Genomic DNA, 22,045 nt, shown 5'->3' on the forward strand with positions numbered 1-22,045 from the left:
ATTTCCCCAAGGTCAGTGGAAGGTTCAAGCGTGTTTCTTGCTCAACAGGTAAGAGAGGCTGACGAACAGCACCGAGACGCCGAGGATCAGCGTCGACACGGCGTTGACGTCGGGTGTCACGCCCATGCGCAACAGGCCGAAGATGAAGATCGGCAGGGTGGTGGTGCCGGCCTGGGACACCATCATCGAGATCACGAAGTTATCCAGGGAGACAATGAAGGCCAGCATCAGCCCGGAGACGATCCCCGGCATCAGCAGCGGCAGAGTCACCTTGCGGAAGGTGCGCCAGGGGCCGGCGTACAGGTCTGCCGCGGCGTGTTCCAGGGACAGGTCCATGTCGTTGAGGCGGGCGCGGATCGGCAAATAGGCGAAGGGGATGCAGAACACCGTGTGGGCGATGATCAGGTTGCCGTAGCCCAGGGACAGCCCCAGGGTAGAGAACAGCGCCAGGGTGGCCACGCCGACGACGATTTCCGGTAGCACCAGGGGCAGCATGATGGCGCCCATGGACAGTTGCAGGCCCTTGAACTTCGCCCCGCGTGAGGTGCCCAGGGCCGCCAGGGTGGCGATGGCGGTGGCCGCCATGCTGGCGCACACGGCGATCAGCAGGCTGTTGCCTGCCGCCTGGCGCAGGGCCTGGTTGGCGAACGCCGCGCGGTACCAGTCGAGGCTGAAGCCGCTCCACACCGTGGCCGACTGGTTGGCGTTGAAGGAGAACACCACCAGCACCAGGATCGGCGCGTAGAGGTACAGGTAGAACAGGAAGCTGAAACCGCCGAAGCCGGGAAAGTCCTGGACACCGAGGCCGTTGCGCTTGAACAGGCGGATCATCATGCACCCTCCTGAAGGGTTTTCTGGCGCTGGGCGCGCAGGGCGTAGACGGTCAGTACCAGCATCACCGCGGCCATCAGCACCAGCGACAGGGCTGCGCCGAAGGGCCAGTTACGGGCATCGCTGAACTGCCGGAAGATCAGGTTGCCAAGCATCATCCGGGTGCCGCCCCCCAGCAGTTCCGGGGCGATCATCGCCCCCAGGCAGGGCACGAAAGTCAGGATCGCCCCGGCGAAAATCCCCGGTTTGGCAATGGGCAGCACCACCTTGCGCAGGGTCCGAATGCGTCCGGCGTAGAGGTCCTGGGCCGCTTCCAGCAGGCGGGTGTCCATCTTTTCCAGGGTGGCGTAGATCGGCAGCACCACGAAGGGCGCGTAGGTGTAGACCAGCCCCAGCAGCACCGCACCGTCGGTGTACAGCAACTGCAACGGCTCGTGGATGACCCCCAGGCCCATCAGGCTGTTGTTGATCACCCCGGTGTTGCGCAGCAGCAGGATCCAGGCGTAGGTGCGGATCAGCAGGTTGGCCCAGAACGGCACGGTGATCAGGAAGATCAGCAGGCCGCGGCGCTGCACCGGTTGCATGGCCAGCCACACCGCCACCGGAAAACCGATCAGCAGGGTGATCACCGTGGTCAACCCGGCGATGCCGATGGAGCGCAGGGCGATCAGCAGGTAGGAATCGGCGAAGGCCAGGCTGTCGTCCAGTTGCCGTTCGAACAGCAGGGAGGTGTAGGCGTCGCTGCTGAAGACCTTGTTCACCCCGCCATAGGGGTTGGCTTCCATCAACGAATAGCCGATGACGATAAGGATCGGCACGATCAGGAACAGGCCGATGGCGACCAGGGCCGGGCTGACCCCGAGAAAGCTGCGCAGGGCCTTGCGTCGTTCCAGGTGCTGGGAAATCGAAGAAGCGTGCATGGCGAATCCTCGTGGTCAATCCAGCAGGACGCTGGCGCTGCCGCGTTCGAACAGCAGCCCGGCGCTGCTGCCTACGCTCAGGCGCGGGTGGTGTTCGAGGCTGTTGGGCGTGCGCACGGTGAGGCGCGTGCCGTCGCCGAGGCTGACCTGGTATTGCAGGTCGGTGCCCAGGTAGATCAGCGCTTCGATGCGGCACGCCAGGGCGCCTTGCGAGGCATCACCGCGCAGGTGCAAGCGCTCGGGGCGCACCGACAGGGTGACCTGCTGGCCGACCTTGGCGGTGGTGCAGGGTTGCGCCGGCAGCGCCTGCCCGGCGGGCCCGCTGAACCAGGCCAGGCCCGCTTCGACACGGCTGACCGTGGCCGGGATGAAGTTGGTTTCACCGATGAAGTCGGCGACGAAGCGATTGCGCGGCTGCTCGTAGATTTCTTCCGGGCGACCCACCTGTTGCACTTCGCCTTCGGAGAGCACGGCGATGCGGTCGGACAGGGTCAGGGCTTCTTCCTGGTCGTGGGTGACGAAGATGAAGGTGATACCGGTCTTGGCCTGGATGGCCTTGAGTTCTTCGCGCATGGCCTGGCGCAGCTTGAGGTCCAGGGCCGACAGCGGCTCGTCCAGCAGCAGTACCTTGGGGTGGGGGGCCAGGGCTCGGGCCAGGGCGATGCGTTGCTGCTGGCCGCCGGACAGCTGGTTGGGCTTGCGCGCCGCAAAGCGCTCCATCTGCACCAGGGCCAGCATCTCGCGCACCCGCTCGGCGATCTGCGCCTTGTTCAATACCTGGCCCATAGGGCGCGATTCCAGGCCGAAGGCCAGGTTCTCGGCCAGGGTCATGTGGGGGAACAGTGCGTAATGCTGGAACACCGTGTTCACCGGGCGCTCGAAGGGCGGCCGGTCGGCGATGTTCTCGCCATAGAGAAGGATCTCGCCCTGGGTCGGGAACTCGAACCCGGCGATCATCCGCAAGAGGGTGGTCTTGCCACAGCCCGAGGGGCCGAGAAGGGTGAAGAATTCGTTGTCGCGGATATCCAGGTCGATGTTCTTCAGGGCCACCGGGCCGCTGTGTGGATCGCCGTAGACCTTGCGCACTGAACGGATGGACACCGCCAGCGTTTGCAGCGCATGCAGGGCATTCATGCCTTACCTCCGATTCCCCCATGAGCTGTCGTGCAGGCCATGGATCTTGTTTTTCTTGGGCAGGATCGAAATGTGTCGGGTGCGTGGAAAGCTTGTCTTTGCAGGCTTTGCGCGGGTTTTACCGGGTTCTGCTGGGGCTGATTATCAGTGAGGGCTTGCGGGGGCGAAACATCAATTTTAACATACCGGCTGTTAAAAAATTTAATAGCAAGGGGCGGGCGAAATCATGGTCGAGCAGCGTTTGCCACCGTTGAATGCAGTGCGTGCTTTTGATGCCGCCGCCCGTCTTGGCAGCTATGTCGAAGCCTCAAGGGCCTTGCATGTGACCCAGCCGGCCATTGGCCGCCACGTGAAGCTGCTGGAGGACTGGCTCGGGGTGCAACTGTTCGAACGCACGTCCCGCGGCGTGAACCTGACCCCGGCGGGGGAGAAGTACCACCGCAAGATCGCCGCCGCCCTGCAACTGATCATCGAGGCCGGGCGCGAGGTACAGCCCAGGGCCGCCGAGCGCTGGCTGCGGATCATGGTCGTGCCGGGGTTTGCCAAGCGCTGGCTGACCCCGCGCCTGGAGGCGCTGCGCCACGTGCGCCCGGGCCTGAAGTTCGCCATCGAGCCGAACTCGACCTTTAGCGAAGTGGATGCCAAGAGCAGCGACCTGGGGATCGCCTACGGCCTGGACGGGCAATACGCCGAGTCCCGGGTCAGCCTGATCTGCCCCCGGGTGTTTCCCATCTGCACCCCGGCCTACCTGGCCAGTATCGAGGCGATTCGCGAGCCGGCGGACCTGGCCCGCCATGAGTTGATCCACTTCGATGACGGCGAGTGGTGGAACATGTGGTTCGCCGCCAATGGCCTGGATATCCAGCTCACGTCCGACCTGATCTACGTGAACAACGACCATGCGCTGTCGGTGGCGGAAAGCGGCGGTGGTATTGCCCTGGCCAACGAAGTGCTGGTGCGCGAGGAGCTCAAGGCCGGCACCCTGGTGCGGGTGCTGGAAGACCAGGTGCAGCTGGAAAGCTACCGGGTGCTGACCCCGGCCAGCGAGTGGTCGGAGGACGTGGAATGGTTTATCCAGTGGCTCAAGGCCGAGCTGGAAGCGGATTTCCCCGAGGCGCGAATCGAGGTTCGTTAGCAAGCTAATGGGATGGCGCGACTGCACCGAAAAATGGCACATTGACGCACCTGCCCCTGTGCGCCCACCCGTTGTACGGAAAATCCTATGGCTAGCAGCAACTCCCCGAGCGTCGCCGCGACGGCTTCCCCGGCTTCGCAAAGCAGTCCCCTGGTCCTGCGCATCATTGGTGCGGTGGCCCTGGCGCACCTGATCAACGACTTGATCCAGGCAGTGCTGCCGGCGATCTACCCGATGCTCAAGGACAGCTACGGCCTGACCTTCACCCAGGTCGGCCTGATTACCCTGACCTTCCAGCTGACCGCGTCGCTGTTGCAGCCCTGGGTCGGCTACTACACCGACCGCCGGCCTCAACCATTCCTGCTGCCGGCGGGAATGATCTGCACCCTGATCGGCATCCTGATGATGTCCCAGGTCGGCAGCTTTCCCTTGATCCTGCTGGCAGCAGCATTGATCGGCATTGGCTCCTCGACCTTCCATCCGGAGGCTTCGCGGGTCGCGCGGCTGGCCTCGGGCGGGCGCTATGGCCTGGCCCAGTCGAGCTTCCAGGTCGGCGGCAATGCCGGCACCGCCTTCGGCCCCTTGCTGGCTGCGGCCATCATCATTCCCTACGGCCAGGGCAATGTGGCCTGGTTCGGCCTGTTCGCGCTGTTTGCCCTGGTGGTGCTGTATGCCATCAGCCGCTGGTATGCCAACCACCTGCGCCTGTACAAGCTCAAGCAGGGCCAGGCGGCGACTCACGGCCTGTCCAGGAACCGGGTGATCAGCGCCCTGGTGGTCCTCGGGCTGCTGGTGTTTTCCAAGTATTTCTACATGGCCAGCTTCACCAGCTACTTCACCTTCTACCTGATCGAGAAATTCGACCTGTCGGTGGCCAGCTCGCAACTGCATCTGTTCCTGTTCCTGGGAGCCGTGGCGGCGGGAACCTTCTTCGGCGGCCCGATCGGCGACAAGATCGGGCGCAAGGCAGTGATCTGGTTCTCGATCCTCGGGGTGGCGCCGTTCACTCTGTTGTTGCCCCATGTCGACCTGTTCTGGACCAGCGTCCTGAGCGTGGTGATCGGCTTTATCCTGGCCTCGGCATTCTCCGCCATCGTGGTGTACGCCCAGGAACTGGTGCCGGGCAACGTTGGCATGATCGCCGGGGTGTTCTTCGGCCTGATGTTCGGTTTTGGCGGGATCGGTGCGGCGCTGCTGGGGCACCTGGCGGACATTCATGGCATCGAGTATGTGTACTACCTGTGCTCGTTCCTGCCGCTGTTCGGGGTGCTGGCGATCTTCCTGCCGCGTACCCGCAAAGCCTGATGGCTTGAGGCGTGCTGGCGATAGAACGCCCGGGGTACTGGCCCCGGGCTTTTTTTGCCTGGGCTTCAGCCGCCCTGGCGGGTGTGCCCGGTGCCTTGGCGAAAGGCGTTGGGTGTCTGGCCGCCGAGGCGCTTGAAGAAGCGGGAAAAGTAGGTGGGGTCGCTGAAGCCCAGGTTGTCCGAGAGCTGGCTGATGCTGATGTTGGTGTAGATCAGGTTGCGCTTGGCCTCCAGCATCAGGCGCTGGTGGATGATCTGCAGCGCGGTCTGCCCGGCCAGTTCCCGGCACAGGGTATTGAGGTGCACGCTGGACAGGCCGATGCGATGGGCCAGGGCTTCCACCGTCGGGTGCTCCTGGTAATGCTGCTCCACCAGCTTGATGAAGTGCCCCAACAGTTGCTGGTTGCGCTCGCTGCGGTTGCTGGGCGTCACGTTCTGCTGGCGTCGGCGGCTGATCCACACCAGCAGTACGTTGACCAGCGAATGCAGCAGCAGGTCCCGCGCCGAGGCGCTGCCTTCGTATTCCTCCAGCAAGGTCTTGAACAGGCTGTTGAGGCGCTGCCGGTCACGGCCCACCGGGTAGCGCCCGGCCGCGGCCAGGACCGCCAGCGGCGCCCCCAGCTGGCTTTCCAGTTGGGCCACCAGCGGTGCCCCCAGGGTCAGCACGTAGCCCTCGATGTTCTCGGAAAACTGAAAGCCGTGGACCATCAGCGGCGGCACCACCTGGATGGTTGCTTCGCGCACGTCCTCGCGGCGCCCTTCGACTTCCACCAGGGCCTGTCCGCTTTGCACATAGAGCAGTTGATACAGGTCGGCGTGGCGGTGCGGCTTGATCTCCCAGTGGTGCAGGCTGCTGCGCTTGGGGATGGATTCACAGTGCAGCAGGTCCGGAGTCGGCCAGGCCTGGTTTTCGCCGTAGAGCTTGAATACGGGGATGCTGGAGCGACTGGCTTTCATCGGGCGCGGCCCTGGGGGTGAGGGATTGGAATGCTCGATAATCGAACGCTGTTTTCAAAAGTGCATTTTTACGGCGGTTAATCACCATTTTTTGCGATTTTTGTCGGCAAAAATGCAGGGGTACAACAATAACCATAAATTCCGGCTTTCGCCTGCACGGTGACTGGAATGCCCTTATGAGACGACAACAATGAAAACTCAGGTTGCGATTATCGGCGCCGGACCTTCCGGCCTTCTGCTGGGCCAACTGCTGCACAAGGCCGGCATCGACACCGTGATTGTCGAGCGCCAGACCCCGGACTACGTGCTGGGCCGCATCCGTGCCGGTGTGCTGGAGCAGGGCACCGTGGACATGCTGCGCGAGGCCGGTGTGGCCCGCCGCATGGACGCTGAAGGCCTGGTCCATGAAGGGGTGGAGCTGCTGATGGGCGGCAAGCGCGTGCGTATCGACCTCAAGGCCCTGACCGGCGGCAAGACGGTGATGGTCTATGGCCAGACCGAAGTCACCCGCGACCTGATGGAGGCCCGCGCTGCCTGCGCAGCGCCGATCATCTATTCGGCGGACAAGGTGCAGCCCCATGACATGAAGGGCGCGCAGCCCTATATCACCTATGAAAAAGACGGCCAGCTGCAGCGCATCGACTGCGATTACATCGCCGGCTGCGACGGTTTTCATGGCGTGGCGCGCAAGAGCATCCCCGAAGACGTGCTGACCCACTACGAGCGCGAATACCCCTTCGGCTGGCTGGGGCTGCTGTCCGATACCCCACCGGTCAATCACGAACTGATCTATGGGCAGCATGAACGTGGTTTCGTGCTGTGCAGCCAGCGCTCCCTGACCCGCAGCCGCTACTACCTGCAAGTGCCGCTGAGCGACAAGGTCGAGGACTGGTCCGACGAGCGCTTCTGGAACGAGCTCAAGGCCCGTCTGCCAGAAGAGGTGGCGGCTGACCTGGTGACCGGGCCAGCGCTGGAGAAAAGCATCGCGCCGCTGCGCAGCTATGTGGTGGAGCCCATGCAGTACGGCAAGCTGTTCCTGGTGGGGGACGCGGCCCATATCGTTCCGCCTACCGGTGCCAAGGGCCTGAACCTGGCGGCCTCCGATGTGTGCTACCTGTACCGGATCCTGGTCAAGGTCTACCGCGAAGGGCGTACCGAGCTGCTGGAAAAGTATTCCGAACTGGCCTTGCGCCGGGTGTGGAAGGGCGAACGCTTCAGCTGGTTCATGACCAACCTGCTGCACGACTTCGGCGACCGGCAGGATGCCTGGGACCACAAGATGCAGCAGGCCGATCGCGAATATTTCCTCAACTCCCACGCTGGTCTGGTGAACATTGCCGAGAACTATGTGGGCCTGCCTTACGAAGAAATCTGCTGAGCCCACGACCCTGAAGCGACCCGCATGCAGTGGGCCGTTTCAGGGCGCTGCCTGCAACGGGCGGCAAGCCGTAATGTAACAGTGCGGAAACATTCCTATTTATAAATGATATTCATTAGCATTACACTCCGATCCCTCTCTCCCTTGATGCACCATCCGGGTGCATTGAATCGACAAGGATCGTTTGTAATGAAAGTCAGCTCATGCCTGTTCAATTCGCTTCTGCTAAGCGCCGGTGTCGGCCTGCTGGCCCCGCTGGCGCAGGCCGGCGATGCGGTTGAAGAGGCCAAGCCTGCATCGTTGGAACTGGATACCGCCTTTGTCACGGCTACTGGCGGTGCCACGGATCTCAAGGATGCCCCGGCCAGTGTCAGCGTCATCACCCGCGAGGAAATCGAGCGCCAGCCGGTCTATGACCTCAATACCCTGCTGCGCCGGGTGCCGGGGGTGACCGGTGGTTTCGGCCCGGTGGGCGAGCAGTCGAAGATCAAGCTGCGGGGGCTGGACGACAAATACACGCTGATCCTGGTGGATGGCAAGCGGGTCGGCAGTTCCGCGGACCTGAGTTATCGCCGCGACCTGGCGCGCCAGGACCTGAACTGGATCTCGCCGAACATGATCGAGCGCATCGAGATCGTCCGCGGGCCTATGTCGTCGCTGTATGGTTCGGACGCCATGGGCGGGGTGATCAATATCATCACCCGCAAGGTCTCGCGGACCTGGACCGGCTCGGCCAGCACCAATATCACCGTGCCCAAGGATTCCGACCGCGGCCAGACCACTCAGTACAGCGTGAATGCGGCAGGTCCGCTGACGGAGTCCCTGGGGCTGCGCCTGGGGGCCAACGTCACGCGTCGGGCTGCGGATGAGGTAGAGGCGCGGCGCGATGCCCAGGGCGATTTCATGTACGACGATGGCGCGGGCGGCTCCAAGGATCAGAGCGTGAATGCACTGCTGGACTGGCAGATCAACCAGGAGCAGAGCCTGTCCTTCGAGGCGGTGCATGGCGTTGAGCATTCCTGGGCATCAAAGAAGACCTTTGGTGACTGGAACGAGACCGTTGGTGGCGCCTTCGGCCCCAGCCGCCTGACCCGCGACAGCTACATTCTGTCCCATACCGGCGACTGGAGCTTTGGTACCTCGAAGCTCGATGCCTACCTGAACAAGTACCGCAACGACCTTGACCTGGGCAAAGCCAACTCGGAAGAGAAGATCGTCGAGGGCAGCCTGAATATTCCCTTCCAACTGCTGTTGGACCAGCGCCTGACGGTGGGCGGGCAATGGAAGCGTGAAGAGCTGACCAACACCGATACCCTGGGCACGGTACCCGTGGATTATCAGGGCGCGCCGGTCAGTGGCTCGACCTTGAAGGGCGATTACTCGGCGGCCTTTATCGAGGATGAACTGTTCCTGCTGGACAACCTGTCCCTGACCCTGGGCAACCGCTTCGACCACAGCGACAAGTACGGTAACCACAACAGCCCGCGGGCGTATGTGGTCTATCACCCGCACCCGGACTGGACCGTGCGTGGCGGTGTTTCCAAGGGTTTTCGTGCGCCAAGCCTGAAGGAGGGCAGTGCGGGGGCGGCTACCGAATCCGCAGGCCGGGGCTGTGGTTCGTTACGGCCGTTGGGCTATGTCACTGGTAGTTGCTGGATGGCGGGCAATCCGAACCTGACACCGGAAACCAGCACCAACAAGGAAATCGGCCTATCGTTCGACCACGATGGCTGGGAAGCGGGCCTGACCTACTTCCACACCGACTTCACCGACAAGATCGAATACGGCCCGTTGGGCCAGTACCAGGGCCGCTGGTGGACCATGCTGGAAAACGTCGACAAGGCCCGCACCCGTGGCTGGGAAGGCACCGCCCGGGTGCCGCTGGGCGACTCCGTGAACTGGCGCACCAACGCCACCTACATGCTGGAAAGCAAGAACCTGTCCACCGGTGAAGACCTGATCAGTTCACCCAAACTGTCGGCATTCAGTGCGCTGGACTGGCAGGTCACCGACCGTTTGAGCACCGAGCTTTCGGCTCAGCACGTCGGCAAGCAGCGGGGCATGGGCAATGATTTCGTGCAGTCCTACACCACCTACGACCTGACGGCGAACCTGGCGCTGACCAAGTGGCTGACCCTGAATGGCGGCGTGCAGAACCTGCTGGATAAAGACCTGCGGGACGGATCGACCAACTTCTATGTGCCCGGGCGGGCGTTCTTCGCGGGGGCGACCACTTACTTCTGAGGCCGCTGGATGTAGCGGGGGGAATCAGCCCCATTGCCAGGCAATGGGGCTGAAGGGGCATTACACGTTGAAGCGGAAGTGCATCACGTCGCCGTCCTTGACGATGTATTCCTTGCCTTCCAGACGCCATTTACCGGCTTCCTTGGCTCCGGCTTCACCCTTGAACTGGATGAAGTCGTTGTAGGCGATGACTTCGGCACGGATGAAGCCTTTCTCGAAGTCGGTGTGGATCACCGCGGCCGCTTGGGGCGCGGTAGCACCGACACGCACGGTCCAGGCGCGGACTTCCTTCACACCTGCGGTGAAGTAGGTCTGCAGGTTGAGCATTTCGTAGCCAGCGCGGATCACCCGGTTCAGGCCGGGCTCTTCCAGGCCCAGGGCCTCGAGGAACATGTCCTTTTCTTCGCCGTCTTCAAGCTCGGCGATTTCCGCCTCGATCTTGTTGCACACCGGCACCACGATCGCGCCTTCTTCCTCGGCAATGGCCTTGACCACGTCCAGCAGCGGGTTGTTCTCGAAGCCGTCTTCGGCAACGTTGGCGATGTACATCACCGGCTTGGTGGTCAGCAGGTGGAAGCCGCGGATGATCAGCTTCTCATCGCTGCTCATGTCCTTCATCAGGCTGCGGGCCGGCTTGCCTTCGGTGAAGTGGGCGATCAACTGCTCCAGCAGGGCTTTCTGGGCCACGGCATCCTTGTCACCGCCCTTGGCGTTGCGGGCGACTTTCTGCAACTGTTTTTCGCAGCTGTCGAGGTCGGCGAAGATCAGTTCCAGGTCGATGATCTCGATATCGCGCTTGGGGTCGACGCTGTTGGACACGTGGATCACGTTGTCGTCTTCGAAGCAGCGGACCACATGGGCGATGGCGTCGGTTTCGCGGATGTTGGCCAGGAACTTGTTGCCCAGGCCTTCACCTTTCGAAGCACCGGCCACCAGGCCGGCGATGTCGACGAACTCCATGGTGGTGGGCAGCACGCGCTCGGGCACGACGATGGCGGCCAGGGCGTCCAGGCGCGGGTCGGGCATCGGCACGATACCGCTGTTGGGCTCGATGGTGCAGAAGGGGAAGTTCTCGGCCGCGATCCCGGATTTGGTCAGGGCGTTGAACAGGGTGGACTTGCCGACGTTAGGCAGGCCGACGATGCCGCAATTGAATCCCATGGTGTATTCCCCGAGGAGTAGAGTCAGGCCTTCTGGCTGTGCAGGTTTTTCATCGCGCGGTTCCATTCACCGGCGAAGATATCCGGCAGCACGCCGAGGGCAAAATCGATGCTGGCATCGAGTTTTTCCTGTTCGGCGCGTGGCGCACGACCCAGGACAAAGTTTGAAACCATACTGGCAACGCCCGGATGGCCGATGCCGAGCCGCAGGCGGTGAAAGGTATTCTGATTACCGAGCTGCGCGATGATGTCCCGCAGTCCGTTGTGCCCGCCATGGCCGCCGCCGGTCTTGAGCTTGGCGACGCCTGGCGGCAAGTCGAGTTCGTCGTGGGCCACCAGGATCTCTTCCGGCTTGATGCGGAAGAAGCCGGCAAGCGCCGCCACGGCCTGGCCGCTGCGGTTCATGTAGGTGGTGGGAATCAACAGACGAATGTCCTGACCCTGGTGACTGAAGCGCCCGGTCAGGCCGAAATATTTGCGATCGGCGACAAGGTTGATCCCTTGTTTTTCGGCGATGCGCTCAACAAAAAGGGCCCCTGCGTTATGCCTGGTCTGTTCGTATTCGGTGCCTGGATTACCCAGGCCAACGATCAGTTTGATGGCAGTCACGATAGGGGCCCTTCTTTGGAGTGGTGGATGACATCGCCGCAACCGGTGCTACGGCGAAAGTGGACGACAAGAGCTGGGTTGCCTTGCGGCAAACTTCGCGTTCTCGCCCGCTTTCTCGCTACGTTCCAGTCCGCGATGTACTCCGCTTAACTCCCGCGTCAGAGTGAATTACTCTGCAGCGCCTTCTGCAGCTTCTGGAGCAACACGTGGAGCGTGAACGTTGGCTACTGCCAGGTCGTTGCCGTGTGCCAGGGCCACGAATTCAACGCCTTTAGGGGCCTTGATGTCGGACAGGTGAACAATGGTGCCGATTTCAGCGTCAGCCAGGTCGACTTCGATGAATTCAGGCAGGTCTTTGGGCAGGCAGGAAACTTCGATTTCCGCGATTACGTGCGAGATCTCGCCGCCTTTCTTGACCGGAGCAGCTTCGTTGATGAAGTGCACTGGAACGATGGCGGTCAGTTTCTGACCAGCAACCACGCGAACGAAGTCAGCGTGCATCACGTGGCCTTTGGCCGGGTGACGTTGCAGGGCCTTGATCACGACGTTCTGCTTGGTGCCACCAACGTTCAGTTCGATGATATGGCTGTAGGCAGCTTCGTTTTCCAGCAGCTTGGCAACTTCTTTGGCCAGCATGCTGATGGATTCAGGGGCTTTGTCGCCACCGTAAACTACAGCTGGAACCAGGCTTGCGAGACGACGCAGGCGGCGGCTCGCACCTTTCCCCAGGTCGGAACGCACTTCAGCATTCAGAGTAAAATCGTTCATGTTGTATCTCCAAAATAACCACACTCGCCCCAGCGTTTGCGACCAGCGCTAAAGGCGATATGGGCAAAAAAGCCCCGTCCCAACACAGGTTGGGACGGGGCGCTTTTCGTCATCGGGATGTTCTGCCAGGGACGGGCCCTAGCGGAACATCGCGCTGATCGATTCTTCGTTGCTGATACGGCGAACCGCCTCGGCAACTACCGGTGCGATATCCAGTTGACGGATACGCGCACAGGCTTGTGCTGCAGCGGACAGCGGGATGGTGTTGGTCACCACCAGCTCGTCCAGCACGGAATTTTCAATGTTCTCGATGGCCCGACCCGACAGCACAGGGTGTGTGCAGTAGGCAAAGACCTTGGCTGCGCCATGCTCTTTCAGGGCCTTGGCCGCGTGGCACAGGGTGCCGGCGGTATCGACCATGTCATCGACCAGAATGCAGGTGCGTCCTTCGACGTCGCCGATGATATGCATCACTTCGGAGTGATTGGCTTTCTCACGACGCTTGTCGATGATCCCGAGATCAACGCCCAGGGACTTGGCCACGGCACGTGCACGCACGACGCCGCCAATGTCCGGGGACACGATCATCAGGTTTTCGAAACGCTGATCTTCGATGTCATCCACCAGAACCGGGGAGCCGTAGATGTTATCTACCGGAATATCGAAGAAGCCCTGAATCTGGTCAGCATGCAGATCAACCGTGAGAACACGGTCGATGCCGACTACGGTGAGCATGTCAGCGACGACTTTCGCGCTGATAGCCACACGTGCGGAACGCGGACGGCGATCCTGACGGGCATAACCAAAATAAGGAATAACAGCAGTGATACGAGTAGCTGAGGAACGGCGGAAGGCGTCGGCCATCACCACGAGTTCCATCAGGTTATCGTTGGTCGGAGCGCAAGTCGGCTGAATAATGAAGACGTCTTTACCGCGGACATTTTCATTGATCTCGGCAGTAATTTCGCCGTCGGAAAATTTTCCAACAGAGATGTCACCGAGAGGGATATGCAGCTGACGTACGACACGCCGAGCCAGATCGGGGTTAGCGTTCCCCGTAAAGACCATCATCTTGGACACGCGCAGTACCTGAAGGCTGAGGGTATACCTGGATGAGTATAGGAAAATGGCAGGGGCGGCTGGATTCGAACCAACGCATGGCAGGATCAAAACCTGCTGCCTTACCGCTTGGCGACGCCCCTGTATCTGTTGCTTCGAATGCCTGGCACTCGGTTCCTTTAGAGCAGACTTTGCAGCTTGCGATGCAACATCGAAACGTTGCTTCCTTTGGCTACAAACCCTGTAAGGGTCTCTGTAAGAAGGGCCGAGACTTTATCAGCTTCAGCTTTGCTTGGGAAGCCCCCAAACACACAACTTCCAGTTCCAGTCAGTTTTGCTTCGGTAAATTTACCTAGCAAATTCAATGCGTTACGTACTTCTGGATAACGCCTTGCGACTACCGGAAGGCAGTCGTTTCTGCTGTTTCCCTTGGGAACGGGGCGCACTTTAATGGGCGCGGTGTTCCGTGTCAACAAAGGATCTGAAAAAATTTCTGCTGTACTAACAGACACTTGCGGGACCAGTACCAGATACCAGGGTTCTTCGGGATATTCAGGGGTCAGTTTTTCCCCCACACCTTCGGCGAAGGCAGCATGCCCGCGGACGAAAACCGGAACATCGGCGCCCAGGGTCAGCCCCAGTGCAGCCAGTCGGTCTTCGTCCCAGCCCAGTTGCCACAAGTGATTGAGGCCCAGCAGGGTGGTGGCGGCATTCGAACTGCCGCCGCCGATGCCGCCGCCCATGGGCAGGATCTTGTCGATCCAGATGTCGATGCCCTGGGTGCAGCCCGATTGTTCCTGGAGTTTCTTCGCCGCCTTGACGATCAGGTTGCTGTCGTGGGGCACGCCTTCGAATACGGTGTGCAGGCGAATCACGCCGTCATCGCGCAGGGCGAAAGTGATTTCATCGCCGTAGTCGAGAAACTGGAACAGGGTCTGCAGCTCGTGATAGCCATCTTCACGGCGACCGAGGATGTGCAGCATCAGATTGAGTTTGGCCGGGGAGGGCAGGGTCAGTTTTTCCACGGACATTTCATTGCCCCAGCTTGCGCGGCAGCCATTCCTTGATCACCAGGGTGACGTCAAGGTCGCTGCCGTGCAGTTTGATCCGCTCGGGCAGCCAATAGCCGTTCTGCTGCGAGTAGCTGCTGTATTCCACCTGCCAGCCATCTTGCTCCAGGCTCGCCAGATGGCTGTCGCCGTCCAGGGTCAGGCGGCTTTTGCTGTCGGGCGCGGGCAGGCCGCGAACCCACCAGGCCAGGTGCGAGACCGGCAGCTTCCAGCCCAGCTGTTCTTCCAGCAGGGTTTCCGGGCTTGCGGATTCATAGCGACCCTGGTTGGCCACTTCCAGGCTGACCTGGCCGGGACGACCGGTGAGTCGTGCGGCGCCACGGCCCAGCGGGCCTGACAGGCGGATGTCGTAGTAGTCCTGGCGTTGCAGCCAGAACAGCGTGCCGCTGCCGGAATCCTTGGGGGCACGAATGCCGATCTTGCCGTTGATCTGCCAGCCGTCGAGGCCGGTCAGTTGATCCTTGTGCAAGCGCCATTGCGCAGGGTTGCCCTGGCCCTGGACGGACTCGCGGGCACCGAAGCCGGCGCAGCCGGCCAGCAGGGCGATAAAGCTGAAAACGATAAAATGGCGCAAAAACATGGTCTTAAAGAGTCTCTGATCCGGTCAGGCGTTTGATGGTGCCGCGTAGCACGGGGCTGTCGGGCTGATCCTTTAGGAACTTGCTCCAGATCTGCTTGGCCTCGCGCTGCTTGCCGTTGTTCCACAGCACTTCACCCAGGTGCGCCGCCACTTCCTGATCGGGGAAGCGTTCCAGGGCCTGGCGCAGCAGGCGTTCGGCTTCGTCCAGGTTGCCCAGGCGGAAATTCACCCAGCCCAGGCTGTCGAGGACGGCCGGGTCTTCCGGAGTCAGCTGGTGGGCTTGCTCGATCAGGGTCTTGGCTTCGGCATAGCGTGTAGTGCGGTCAGACAAGGTGTAGCCCAGGGCGTTCAATGCCATGGCGTTGTCCGGTTCGCGCTGGATGATCAGGCGCAGATCCTTTTCCATCTGCGCCAGGTCATTGCGTTTTTCCGCCTGCATGGCGCGGGTGTACAGCAGGTTCATGTCGTCGGGGTATTGCTGCAGGGCCTGCTGGATGACTTTCCAGGCGCGCTCGCCCTGGTTGTTCGCCGACAGGGTCTCGACTTCGATCAGGTACAGCTGGATGGCGTAGTCGGGTTGGGCGTCGCGGGCCGCCACCAGGCGTTTTTGCGCCTCGTCGGTGCGGCCGTTGTTCATCAGGATATCGGCCTGGCGCAACTGTGCGGGCAGGTAGTCATTGCCCGGGCCGACCTGGCCGTATTCGATCAAGGCCCCTTGCGGGTCGTTGAGCTCTTCGGCAATCCGGCCCAGGTTCAGGTGCGCGGAGTCTTCGTGGCTTTCACGGGCAATCAGGTCTTCCAGGTAGCCCTTGGCTTCTTCCCAGGCCTTGGCCTCCAGGCAGACGAGTGCCAGGGAATAGCGCAGTTCGTCATCTTCCGGATATTGCTGGACCAGACTGGAGAACTGGGTCTTGGCATCCTCCATGCGGTCCTGCTCCACCAGCATGCGGGCGTAGGTCAGGCGCAGGCGCTTGTCGTCCGGGTACTTGCGGATGCTTTTTTCCAGCAGCGGCAGGGCTTCTTTACCCCGGTTCAGGCTTTGCAGCAGGCGGGCGCGCAGCAGCAATGGCGCAACTTCGCCGTCTTCCGGTGGGTTCTGTTCCAGCAGGGCCAGGGCTTCCTTGGCGTCGCCGTCCTGTTGCATGAGCAAGGCCTTGCCGAAAATCAACTGGCTGTTGTGCGGGTGTTTCTGCAGCAGGCGGTCGAAGCTTTTCATCAGGCCGTTGCGCGTGTCCTGGTCGGTATCGGCTGCGGACAGGGCAAGAAAGTCGAAGTGGGTATCGCCCTTGCCTTGCAGGACCTTCTCCATATAGACCATCGAGTCGTCATAGCGCCCGGCCCGGGCCAGCTGGATCGCGGCGGCTCGCTGCGCTTCCAGGTCGTCGGGGGCGTTTTTCGCCCAGATCAGCGATGTGTCCAGGGCAGCCTGGTCGGCGCCCAGGTATTCGGCGATGCGAAAGGCCCGCTCGGAGATGCCCGGATCCTGGGTGTTGATGGCCTGGGTCACGTAGTTGTCCAGGGCAATGTCGAAACGATTGCGCTGGCCCGCGAGTTCAGCGCTCAGCAGGCTGAAGACGGTGTCTTCGCTGAACGAGGAATAGACCTTGGGCTTTTCAGGGGCGGAGGTGCTGTCTTCCACCGGCGACGTAGCGTCCGATGAAACGGGTGCCAGAGATTGGCAACCGCTGAGGAAGACAAAGGCGAGGAGCAACGCGGAAGATCTATTCATATAGGAAGAGGGCGACTAACCTGCGGTCGGATCATCATGACACAAGCCTTCGGCCAAACATAACCGAGACTCAACGGGATGCCAGAACAGAGGCAGTCTATTAGTTTCTGCGCGAAAACTGCCTGCGCTTCGACCATGCTGCGCGCTGGGCGGCCTTGGCGCTACGCAGAAACAGGCTCGGAATGCTCATTTAGGCTCCTAAACTCCGCTTCCTCGCCTGTTTTCGCCTTGCCTGATCTTCGCTCGGCGAGTTTTGGCACAAAACTAGGACAATAGTCGGCGGTAGTTGTTCTGAGTCGGGCGAAGTAGGACAATTGCCGGCTTCTCGACATCATCAGCGACCTTGAATGGCCTTCCTTGCACTCGGTATTAACCACAAGACTGCTTCTGTAGACGTCCGCGAGCGCGTGGCCTTTACCCCTGAGCAGTTGGTTGAGGCCTTGCAGCAGCTCTGCCGACTCACCGACAGCCGCGAAGCTGCGATCCTCTCCACCTGCAATCGCAGTGAGCTCTATATAGAACAGGATCATCTTTCTGCGGATGTGGTGCTGCGCTGGCTGGCGGAATATCACCATTTGAGCCTAGACGAGCTGCGCGCCAGTGCCTACGTGCATGAGGACGATGCGGCAGTTCGTCACATGATGCGGGTGGCGTCGGGGCTGGATTCGCTGGTGCTGGGCGAGCCACAGATTCTCGGGCAGATGAAGTCCGCCTACGCCGTGGCCCGCGAGGCCGGCACCGTCGGGCCGCTGCTGGGCCGGCTGTTCCAGGCCACATTCAGCGCCGCCAAGCAGGTGCGCACCGACACCGCCATCGGTGAGAACCCGGTGTCCGTGGCTTTCGCCGCGGTGAGCCTGGCGAAACAGATTTTCAGCGACCTGCAACGCAGTCAGGCCCTGCTGATCGGCGCCGGGGAGACCATCACCCTGGTGGCCCGGCACCTGCACGACCTGGGAGTCAAGCGTATCGTGGTGGCCAACCGTACCCTGGAGCGCGCGAGCCTCCTGGCGGAGCAATTCGGTGCCCACGCCGTGCTGCTCTCGGATATTCCCCAGGAACTGGTGCACAGCGACATCGTCATCAGTTCCACCGCCAGCCAGTTGCCGATACTCGGCAAGGGCGCAGTGGAAAGTGCCTTGAAGCTGCGCAAGCACAAGCCGATTTTCATGGTGGATATCGCCGTTCCCCGGGATATCGAGCCAGAAGTCGGCGAGTTGGACGACGTTTACCTCTATACCGTCGACGACTTGCACGAAGTGGTGGCAGAAAACCTCAAGAGCCGCCAGGGCGCGGCCCAGGCCGCCGAGGAATTGGTGAACATCGGCGCCGAGGATTTCATGGTGCGCCTGCGGGAACTGGCGGCGGTGGATGTGCTCAAGGCCTATCGTCAGCAGAGCGAACGCCTGCGCGATGAAGAACTGCAGAAAGCCCTGCGCATGCTGGCCAACGGCAGCGGCGCCGAGGACGTGCTGGCCCAGTTGGCCCGCGGCCTGACCAATAAACTGTTGCACGCGCCGAGCGTGCAGTTGAAAAAGCTCTCCGCCGAAGGCCGCCTCGATGCGCTGGCCATGGCCCAAGAACTCTTTGCCCTCGGTGAGGGCTCATCGGATAAAACCCCGTAATGAAAGCGTCACTGCTCAGTAAGCTGGACATTCTCCAGGATCGTTTCGAGGAACTGACCGCCTTGCTCGGCGATGCTGAGGTCATTTCCGATCAGGCCAAGTTCCGCGCCTACTCCAAGGAATACGCGGAAGTCGAGCCGATCGTGGCTACTTATAAACAGGTGCTCAAGGTCCAGGCGGACCTTGAAGGCGCCCAGGCGCTGCTCAAGGACAACGACCCGGACCTGCGGGAAATGGCCGCCGAGGAAGTGCGCGAGGCCAAGGAACAACTGGCCGAACTGGAAAGCAGCCTGCAGCGCATGCTGCTGCCCAAGGACCCCAACGACGGGCGCAACGTATTCCTGGAAATCCGTGCCGGCACCGGCGGCGACGAGGCGGCGATCTTCTCCGGCGACCTGTTTCGCATGTATTCCCGTTACGCCGAGCGGCGCGGCTGGCGGCTGGAGATCCTCTCGGAAAACGAGGGTGAGCACGGCGGCTACAAGGAAGTCATTGCCCGGGTCGAAGGCGAGAGCGTCTACGGCAAGCTCAAGTTCGAATCCGGCGCGCACCGCGTGCAGCGAGTGCCGGCCACCGAATCCCAGGGCCGCATCCACACTTCGGCCTGCACCGTGGCAGTACTGCCCGAGCCGGATGAACAGGAAGCCATCGAGATCAACCCGGCGGACCTGCGCATCGACACCTATCGCTCCTCGGGTGCCGGTGGTCAGCACGTGAACAAGACCGACTCGGCGATCCGCATCACCCACATCCCTTCGGGGATCGTGGTGGAGTGCCAGGAAGAGCGTTCCCAGCACAAGAACCGGGCGCGGGCCATGTCCTGGCTGTCGGCCAAGCTCAACGACCAGCAGACCAGTGCCGCGGCCAATGCCATTGCCAGCGAGCGCAAGTTGCTGGTGGGCTCGGGGGACCGTTCCGAGCGCATCCGCACTTACAACTTCCCCCAGGGCCGGGTCACCGATCACCGCATCAACCTGACCCTGTATTCCCTGGACGAAATCCTCGCCGGGGGCGTGGAAGCCGTCATCGAGCCGTTGCTGGCTGAATATCAGGCCGATCAACTTGCGGCATTGGGTGAGTAAATGACCATCATCGCCAGCCTGCTGCGCGCAGCCCAACTGCCCGACTCGCCGACCCCGCGCCTGGATGCCGAGCTGCTCCTGGCCGCGGCCCTGGGCAAGCCCCGCAGCTTTCTCCACACCTGGCCGGAGCGCATCGTGCCCAGCGAGGCGGCCCTGGTGTTCACCGACTACCTGCAGCGACGCCGCTCCGGCGAGCCGGTGGCCTATATCCTTGGCCAGCAGGGCTTCTGGAAGCTCGACCTGGAGGTGGCGCCCCACACCCTGATCCCGCGCCCCGACACCGAACTACTGGTGGAAGCGGCGCTGGAACTGTTGCCCGCGACCCCAGCCACGGTCCTTGACCTGGGCACCGGCAGTGGTGCCATCGCCCTGGCCCTGGCCAGCGAGCGCCCGGCCTGGCAGGTCACGGCGGTGGACCGGGTACTGGAAGCCGTGGCCCTGGCCGAACGCAACCGCCAGCGCCTGCAACTGGACAACGTCAGCGTGCTCAGCAGCCACTGGTTCAGCTCCATTGAGTCCCGGCGCTTTGATCTGATCATCAGCAACCCGCCCTACATTGCCGAAGCCGACCCCCATCTGGTGGCCGGCGACGTGCGTTTCGAGCCGGAAAGCGCCCTGGTGGCGGGCAAGGATGGCCTGGACGACCTGCGGCTGATCGTCACCCAGGCTCCGCAGCACCTGGAGGCCGGTGGCTGGCTGATGCTGGAGCACGGTTACGATCAGGCCGCGGCGGTCCGCGAGTTGCTGGCTGCCCAGGGTTTCATCGAGGTCCACAGCCGGGTCGACCTCGGTGGGCACGAGCGCATAAGCCTCGGGTGCCGGCCGTGCTGACCGACCAGGAGCTGTTGCGCTATAGCCGACAGATTCTGTTGCAGCATGTCGATATCGACGGCCAGCTGCGCCTCAAGGAAAGCCGCGTGCTGATCGTCGGCCTCGGCGGTCTCGGTGCTCCCGCAGCCTTGTACCTGGCGGCGGCGGGGGTTGGTGAGCTGCACCTGGCCGACTTCGACAGCGTGGACCTGACCAACCTGCAACGCCAGATCATCCACGACAGCCACAGCGTCGGGGTCAGTAAGGTGGACTCGGCCATCAATCGTCTGTCTGCCCTCAACCCGGAGGTCCGCCTGGTGCCCCATCGCCAGGCGCTGGATGTCGATACCCTGGCCGCTGCCGTGGCGGCGGTGGACCTGGTGCTCGATTGCTCCGACAACTTCAGTACCCGCGAGGCGGTGAACGCCGCTTGCGTGGCGGCCGGCAAGCCCCTGGTCAGCGGTGCGGCGATCCGCCTGGAAGGGCAATTGTCGGTCTTCGACCCGCGGCGCCCGGAAAGCCCTTGCTACCACTGTCTATACGGGCATGGCAGCGAAGCCGAACTGACCTGCAGTGAAGCCGGGGTGCTCGGCCCGCTGGTGGGCACCGTGGGCAGCCTGCAGGCCCTGGAAGCCCTGAAACTGCTGGCCGGGTTTGGCGAGCCGCTGGTGGGCCGGTTGTTGTTGATCGATGCCCTGGGCACGCGCTTTCGCGAGTTGCGGGTCAAGCGCGATCCGGGGTGCAGCGTCTGTGGTACCCATCGTGAGTGAAGCGCCGATCGGGGTGTTCGACTCCGGCGTCGGCGGCCTCTCGGTGCTGGCGGAAATACAACAGTTGCTGCCCTACGAGTCGCTGCTGTATTTCGGCGACTGCGGGCATATTCCCTATGGCGAAAAGACCCCGGAGTTCATTCGCCAGCGTTGCAGCCTGATGGCCCGGTTCTTTCGTGAACAGGGCGCCAAGGCCCTGGTACTGGCCTGCAACACTGCTACCGTGGCCGGGGTGGCCGACCTGCGCCGCGATTATCCGGACTGGCCCATCGTTGGCATGGAGCCTGCGGTCAAGCCGGCGGCGGCCGCGACCCGCAGCGGCGTGGTCGGGGTGCTGGCCACCACCGGCACCTTGCAGAGTGCCAAGTTCGCCGCCTTGCTCGACCGTTTCGCCACTGATGTGAAGGTCGTCACGCAGCCCTGCCCGGGGCTGGTGGAGATGATCGAGAATGGCGACTTGCACAGTGCCGCTCTGCGCCAACTGTTGCACGGCTACCTCGAGCCTCTGCTGGCTGCCGGCTGCGACACCATTATCCTGGGCTGCACCCATTATCCGTTTCTAAAGCCGCTGCTGGCGCAGATGCTGCCCGGGCCCATCAGCCTGATCGATACCGGCGCCGCGGTTGCCCGGCAATTGCAGCGGCTGCTCGACGAAGGCGATCTGCGCGCCCAGGGGCCAGCCCGGGAAACCTGTTTCTGGACCAGTGGCGATGTCCCGCACTTTGCCCGGGTGCTGCCTCTGTTGTGGAAAGAGTCTGCTGAAGTCCTGCCTTTGCAGTTGTGAAAAAATCGTGAAAAATCCCTTCGCTGGCGCTGAACTTCTGAATGCGCGCTGGCTTCTATAGCCTATCCACAGGGTTGTACAACACCATATAAAACCGTT

20 protein-coding genes and 1 tRNA gene are annotated in these 22,045 nt (G+C 62.1%); 9 read left to right on the forward strand and 12 right to left on the reverse strand.

Features of this window, described 5'->3' with window-relative positions; translation table 11 throughout:
• Nucleotides 1-24: 24 nt before the first annotated feature.
• The 3 genes from M2395_RS18415 to M2395_RS18425 are packed head-to-tail and all read right to left on the reverse strand — an operon-like array spanning nucleotide 25 to nucleotide 2,885.
• Nucleotides 25-834, reverse strand: coding sequence for an ABC transporter permease (locus M2395_RS18415; protein WP_015636986.1), 810 nt, complete (start codon nucleotides 832-834; stop codon nucleotides 25-27).
• Nucleotides 831-1,751 (reverse strand): ABC transporter permease, encoded by a 921-nt coding sequence (locus M2395_RS18420; protein ID WP_041119859.1) that lies wholly within the window; start codon nucleotides 1,749-1,751, stop codon nucleotides 831-833. Before M2395_RS18420 ends, M2395_RS18415 begins: the two co-directional genes overlap by 4 nt.
• Before the next feature lie 15 nt (nucleotides 1,752-1,766).
• Nucleotides 1,767-2,885 (reverse strand): ABC transporter ATP-binding protein, encoded by a 1,119-nt coding sequence (locus M2395_RS18425; protein WP_123431404.1) that lies wholly within the window; start codon nucleotides 2,883-2,885, stop codon nucleotides 1,767-1,769.
• A gap of 226 nt (nucleotides 2,886-3,111) precedes the next feature.
• Between M2395_RS18425 and M2395_RS18430 the strand changes: the two genes are divergently transcribed.
• The gene (locus M2395_RS18430; RefSeq protein WP_077934758.1) at nucleotides 3,112-4,020 is read left to right on the forward strand and encodes a LysR substrate-binding domain-containing protein; all 909 of its coding nucleotides are present in this window, start codon (nucleotides 3,112-3,114) and stop codon (nucleotides 4,018-4,020) included.
• 87 nt (nucleotides 4,021-4,107) lie between these two features.
• A complete protein-coding gene (locus tag M2395_RS18435; protein WP_011063417.1) occupies nucleotides 4,108-5,325 on the forward strand; it encodes an MFS transporter in 1,218 nt (405 codons plus the stop codon).
• A 65-nt stretch (nucleotides 5,326-5,390) separates the two neighbouring features.
• Here the strand turns inward: M2395_RS18435 and M2395_RS18440 are convergent, their stop codons facing one another.
• Nucleotides 5,391-6,281, reverse strand: coding sequence for a helix-turn-helix domain-containing protein (locus M2395_RS18440; protein WP_015636982.1), 891 nt, complete (start codon nucleotides 6,279-6,281; stop codon nucleotides 5,391-5,393).
• Nucleotides 6,282-6,471: 190 nt separating this feature from the next.
• Here M2395_RS18440 and pobA point away from each other — a divergent pair, with 190 nt between their 5' ends.
• Nucleotides 6,472-7,659 (forward strand): 4-hydroxybenzoate 3-monooxygenase, encoded by a 1,188-nt coding sequence (gene pobA, locus M2395_RS18445; RefSeq protein WP_011063415.1) that lies wholly within the window; start codon nucleotides 6,472-6,474, stop codon nucleotides 7,657-7,659.
• A gap of 189 nt (nucleotides 7,660-7,848) precedes the next feature.
• Nucleotides 7,849-9,903 carry a TonB-dependent receptor domain-containing protein gene (locus M2395_RS18450; protein ID WP_053153765.1) on the forward strand — a complete coding sequence of 685 codons (2,055 nt, stop codon included), beginning with the start codon at nucleotides 7,849-7,851 and terminating at the stop codon, nucleotides 9,901-9,903.
• A gap of 60 nt (nucleotides 9,904-9,963) precedes the next feature.
• On the opposite strand, the gene ychF is transcribed toward M2395_RS18450, so the two are convergent.
• From ychF to M2395_RS18490, 8 genes are all read right to left on the reverse strand, one after another.
• Nucleotides 9,964-11,064, reverse strand: coding sequence for a redox-regulated ATPase YchF (gene ychF, locus M2395_RS18455; RefSeq protein WP_053153762.1), 1,101 nt, complete (start codon nucleotides 11,062-11,064; stop codon nucleotides 9,964-9,966).
• Nucleotides 11,065-11,087: 23 nt separating this feature from the next.
• Complete coding sequence (pth, locus tag M2395_RS18460) at nucleotides 11,088-11,672, reverse strand: aminoacyl-tRNA hydrolase (protein ID WP_011063412.1); 585 nt, start codon at nucleotides 11,670-11,672, stop codon at nucleotides 11,088-11,090.
• Nucleotides 11,673-11,840: 168 nt separating this feature from the next.
• Nucleotides 11,841-12,440 carry a 50S ribosomal protein L25/general stress protein Ctc gene (locus tag M2395_RS18465; protein ID WP_011063411.1) on the reverse strand — a complete coding sequence of 200 codons (600 nt, stop codon included), beginning with the start codon at nucleotides 12,438-12,440 and terminating at the stop codon, nucleotides 11,841-11,843.
• Between the two features lie 138 nt (nucleotides 12,441-12,578).
• Nucleotides 12,579-13,520, reverse strand: a complete 942-nt coding sequence (locus M2395_RS18470) for a ribose-phosphate pyrophosphokinase (protein ID WP_003171603.1) — start codon at nucleotides 13,518-13,520, stop codon at nucleotides 12,579-12,581.
• Nucleotides 13,521-13,567: 47 nt separating this feature from the next.
• Nucleotides 13,568-13,642, reverse strand: a tRNA-Gln gene (locus tag M2395_RS18475).
• A gap of 36 nt (nucleotides 13,643-13,678) precedes the next feature.
• Nucleotides 13,679-14,530 carry a 4-(cytidine 5'-diphospho)-2-C-methyl-D-erythritol kinase gene (gene ispE, locus M2395_RS18480; protein ID WP_123431403.1) on the reverse strand — a complete coding sequence of 284 codons (852 nt, stop codon included), beginning with the start codon at nucleotides 14,528-14,530 and terminating at the stop codon, nucleotides 13,679-13,681.
• Between the two features lies 1 nt (nucleotide 14,531).
• Nucleotides 14,532-15,149, reverse strand: a complete 618-nt coding sequence (gene lolB / locus M2395_RS18485) for a lipoprotein insertase outer membrane protein LolB (RefSeq protein ID WP_019095037.1) — start codon at nucleotides 15,147-15,149, stop codon at nucleotides 14,532-14,534.
• 4 nt (nucleotides 15,150-15,153) lie between these two features.
• Entirely contained in the window at nucleotides 15,154-16,878 is a 1,725-nt protein-coding gene (locus M2395_RS18490; RefSeq protein ID WP_011063408.1) for a tetratricopeptide repeat protein, read from the reverse strand.
• 347 nt (nucleotides 16,879-17,225) lie between these two features.
• Here M2395_RS18490 and hemA point away from each other — a divergent pair, with 347 nt between their 5' ends.
• Genes hemA through murI form a run of 5 tightly spaced genes read left to right on the forward strand, consistent with a single transcriptional unit; the run spans nucleotide 17,226 to nucleotide 21,946 of the window.
• Complete coding sequence (gene hemA / locus M2395_RS18495; RefSeq protein ID WP_011063407.1) at nucleotides 17,226-18,500, forward strand: glutamyl-tRNA reductase; 1,275 nt, start codon at nucleotides 17,226-17,228, stop codon at nucleotides 18,498-18,500.
• The gene (gene prfA, locus M2395_RS18500; RefSeq protein WP_011063406.1) at nucleotides 18,500-19,582 is read left to right on the forward strand and encodes a peptide chain release factor 1; all 1,083 of its coding nucleotides are present in this window, start codon (nucleotides 18,500-18,502) and stop codon (nucleotides 19,580-19,582) included. Before hemA ends, prfA begins: the two co-directional genes overlap by 1 nt.
• Nucleotides 19,583-20,413 (forward strand): peptide chain release factor N(5)-glutamine methyltransferase, encoded by an 831-nt coding sequence (gene prmC / locus M2395_RS18505; protein ID WP_011063405.1) that lies wholly within the window; start codon nucleotides 19,583-19,585, stop codon nucleotides 20,411-20,413.
• Entirely contained in the window at nucleotides 20,407-21,162 is a 756-nt protein-coding gene (locus tag M2395_RS18510; protein WP_011063404.1) for a molybdopterin-synthase adenylyltransferase MoeB, read from the forward strand. Before prmC ends, M2395_RS18510 begins: the two co-directional genes overlap by 7 nt.
• Nucleotides 21,155-21,946, forward strand: coding sequence for a glutamate racemase (gene murI / locus M2395_RS18515; protein WP_019095039.1), 792 nt, complete (start codon nucleotides 21,155-21,157; stop codon nucleotides 21,944-21,946). Before M2395_RS18510 ends, murI begins: the two co-directional genes overlap by 8 nt.
• Nucleotides 21,947-22,045 lie beyond the last annotated feature (99 nt).

Origin of the sequence: Pseudomonas sp. BIGb0176, assembly GCF_024810175.1 — a bacterium.
Taxonomy (GTDB): domain Bacteria; phylum Pseudomonadota; class Gammaproteobacteria; order Pseudomonadales; family Pseudomonadaceae; genus Aquipseudomonas; species Aquipseudomonas protegens.

Coding starts and splice junctions, on each gene's coding strand:
- M2395_RS18415 (WP_015636986.1), bottom strand. CDS start 834: ATGATGATCCGCCTGTTCAAGCGCAACGGCCTCGGTGTCCAGGACTTT.
- M2395_RS18420 (WP_041119859.1), bottom strand. CDS start 1,751: ATGCACGCTTCTTCGATTTCCCAGCACCTGGAACGACGCAAGGCCCTG.
- M2395_RS18425 (WP_123431404.1), bottom strand. CDS start 2,885: ATGAATGCCCTGCATGCGCTGCAAACGCTGGCGGTGTCCATCCGTTCA.
- M2395_RS18430 (WP_077934758.1), top strand. CDS start 3,112: ATGGTCGAGCAGCGTTTGCCACCGTTGAATGCAGTGCGTGCTTTTGAT.
- M2395_RS18435 (WP_011063417.1), top strand. CDS start 4,108: ATGGCTAGCAGCAACTCCCCGAGCGTCGCCGCGACGGCTTCCCCGGCT.
- M2395_RS18440 (WP_015636982.1), bottom strand. CDS start 6,281: ATGAAAGCCAGTCGCTCCAGCATCCCCGTATTCAAGCTCTACGGCGAA.
- pobA (WP_011063415.1), top strand. CDS start 6,472: ATGAAAACTCAGGTTGCGATTATCGGCGCCGGACCTTCCGGCCTTCTG.
- M2395_RS18450 (WP_053153765.1), top strand. CDS start 7,849: ATGAAAGTCAGCTCATGCCTGTTCAATTCGCTTCTGCTAAGCGCCGGT.
- ychF (WP_053153762.1), bottom strand. CDS start 11,064: ATGGGATTCAATTGCGGCATCGTCGGCCTGCCTAACGTCGGCAAGTCC.
- M2395_RS18465 (WP_011063411.1), bottom strand. CDS start 12,440: ATGAACGATTTTACTCTGAATGCTGAAGTGCGTTCCGACCTGGGGAAA.
- ispE (WP_123431403.1), bottom strand. CDS start 14,530: ATGTCCGTGGAAAAACTGACCCTGCCCTCCCCGGCCAAACTCAATCTG.
- lolB (WP_019095037.1), bottom strand. CDS start 15,149: ATGTTTTTGCGCCATTTTATCGTTTTCAGCTTTATCGCCCTGCTGGCC.
- M2395_RS18490 (WP_011063408.1), bottom strand. CDS start 16,878: ATGAATAGATCTTCCGCGTTGCTCCTCGCCTTTGTCTTCCTCAGCGGT.
- hemA (WP_011063407.1), top strand. CDS start 17,226: ATGGCCTTCCTTGCACTCGGTATTAACCACAAGACTGCTTCTGTAGAC.
- prfA (WP_011063406.1), top strand. CDS start 18,500: ATGAAAGCGTCACTGCTCAGTAAGCTGGACATTCTCCAGGATCGTTTC.
- prmC (WP_011063405.1), top strand. CDS start 19,583: ATGACCATCATCGCCAGCCTGCTGCGCGCAGCCCAACTGCCCGACTCG.